This is a genomic window from Nocardioides sp., from assembly GCF_036401255.1.
Taxonomy (GTDB): domain Bacteria; phylum Actinomycetota; class Actinomycetes; order Propionibacteriales; family Nocardioidaceae; genus Nocardioides.
In genome coordinates, this window is record NZ_DASWVI010000110.1 from 1 (window position 1) to 2,184 (window position 2,184).

The 2,184-nt window shown below is 72.5% G+C and carries 2 protein-coding genes and 1 pseudogene; 2 read left to right on the top strand and 1 reads right to left on the bottom strand.

Annotation, left to right across the window (positions count from 1 at the left end):
- Both VGD85_RS05085 and VGD85_RS05090 read left to right on the top strand, forming a co-directional pair.
- Positions 1–300 (top strand): annotated as a pseudogene (locus VGD85_RS05085) (hypothetical protein); the annotation flags it as partial.
- A gap of 99 nt (positions 301–399) precedes the next feature.
- Positions 400–1,500, top strand: a complete 1,101-nt coding sequence (locus VGD85_RS05090; RefSeq protein WP_331062361.1) for a Glu/Leu/Phe/Val family dehydrogenase — start codon at positions 400–402, stop codon at positions 1,498–1,500.
- A 195-nt stretch (positions 1,501–1,695) separates the two neighbouring features.
- On the opposite strand, the gene VGD85_RS05095 is transcribed toward VGD85_RS05090, so the two are convergent.
- A complete protein-coding gene (locus VGD85_RS05095; RefSeq protein ID WP_331062362.1) occupies positions 1,696–1,887 on the bottom strand; it encodes a DUF3073 domain-containing protein in 192 nt (63 codons plus the stop codon).
- Positions 1,888–2,184: the final 297 nt, after the last annotated feature.

Consider the following 2,184-nt stretch of genomic DNA (forward strand, 5'->3'; position numbering starts at 1 on the left):
ACCGCGACCGAGGGCACCACGCTGGCCCGGCTCGACGGCGCGTGGCGGGTGCTGGCCAGCGACGGCCGCGACGGGCCGCGCCGGCGCCGCGCCCGCTACCCGGTGTTCGACCTGGACCTGCGCGAGATCGGCGCACTGGACGCGCCGTACCCCTCCAACATCCCGTGGCCGACGCTGGTGAGCACCGAGGACGGCTGGCTGCTGGTGGGCTTCGACGGGCAGTCGTACGGCGGGCCGGTGCCGGGCTACGGCACCCACGGCAACGTGGTCTTCGCCCGGTCGGTCCCGGGCCCGGCCTGATCGCGTTACGGTGGTCACAGGACGCGGCGCCACCCCTGCCGGGTCCACACCGACCCGCCACACCACCCCCGTGGCCCGTACCGAAAGTAGGCACCACCCATGTCTGCACCCGCCTCCCCCTCGAGCGCCGCCGACGTCTTCGAGCTCGGCGCCGAGCACGAGCAGGTCGTCTTCGCCAACGACCCCGCCACCGGCCTCCGCGCGATCGTCGCGATCCACTCCACGGCACTCGGGCCCGCCCTCGGCGGCACCCGCTTCTACCCCTACGCCTCCACCGCCGACGCGATCCGCGACGTCCTCAACCTCTCCCGCGGCATGTCCTACAAGGCCGCGCTCGCCGGGCTCGACCTCGGCGGCGGCAAGGCCGTGATCATCGGCGACCCGGCCACGCAGAAGACCGAGGCGCTGCTGCGCGCCTACGGCCGGCACGTCGAGTCGCTCGGCGGGCGCTACTACACCGCGTGCGACGTCGGGACCTACTCCGCGGACATGGACGTGATCGCGCGCGAGTGCTCGTTCGTCACCGGCCGCACCGTGGCCCACGGCGGCGCGGGGGACAGCTCGGTGCTCACGGCGTACGGCGTCTTCCAGGGCATGCGCGCGGCCGCGACCGTCGCCTGGGGTGGACCGTCGCTCGCGGGTCGGGTCGTGGGTGTCGCGGGCGTCGGCAAGGTCGGCCACCACCTGGTGCGGCACCTGGTCGAGGACGGCGCCACCGTCGTCGTCACCGACGTCGACCCGGCCTCCATCGACCGGGTCCGCGACGAGCACCCCACGGTGCGGGTCGTGGCCTCGACCGAGGAGCTGGTCGGCTCGCAGCTCGACGTCTACGCGCCGTGCGCCCTCGGCAACGCGCTCACCGACGAGGTCGTCGAGGTGCTCTCGGCGCGGATCGTGTGCGGCGCGGCCAACAACCAGCTCGCCCACCCCGGCATCGAGAAGGCGCTCGAGGAGCGCGGCGTGCTCTACGCCCCGGACTACTGCGTCAACTCCGGCGGCCTGATCCAGGTCGCCGACGAGCTCGAGGGCTTCTCCTTCGACCGCGCCAAGCAGCGCGCCACCGGCATCTTCGACACCACGCTGCGGGTCTTCGAGCTCGCCGCGTCCGAGGGCGTGCCGCCGGCCATCGCCGCCGACCGGCTCGCCGAGGAGCGGATGCGCGTGGTCAGCCGGCTGCGCGGGATGTGGCTGCCGACCTGACGACGCCGAACGGCGCAGGAATCCCCGGTTGACCGGGGATTCTTGCGCTTGTCAGGGGTTGCAACCCCCGACAAGCGCCAGTTTCCCCGGTGGACCGGGGATTCCTGCAGCCCAATGACCCAGACAGGCGGGCCTGGACGTCCCGACTCGCTGAGAGGTCCCCGGAGCGCCGGAGACCCCACGATCAGCGACAGCTCAGTCGCGCGAGGGACCGGTGTAGTCCGACCACTTCTCGAGCACCTCGGGCTCGACCTGGTCGGTGTCGTCGTCGCTGTCGCTTCGCCCGTGCAGCTCGTTGGCCAGTGCCCCGAAGTCCGTCTCGTGAGTGCGGTACTTCAGGTCGCGGGCGACCTTCGTCTGCTTGGCTTTCGCTCGGCCGCGCCCCATAGGGTCAGCCCCCTCGCACGCTCGGCCGGGGCACGGTGGCACCCGGGCTGTCTCATAGATATCTCGTGGGGCCAACGCTACCTGCTGGGCGGCTGTTCCCGCACATCCGTTCGCGCTTTCGACACCGCGGGCGAGATTTTCGCCCCACGCCGACGGGGCCGGACGTCCGGAAGCCCGACCCGGCCGTCCCCCCGGCCACGGGGTCGGGCCGTGCCGGGCCGCGCGTCGGTACCGTTGCGGTTTGGTCACCAATCGCGGGGTGAAACCGCTTTCACCTCGCCGTTGGTGACCAAACCG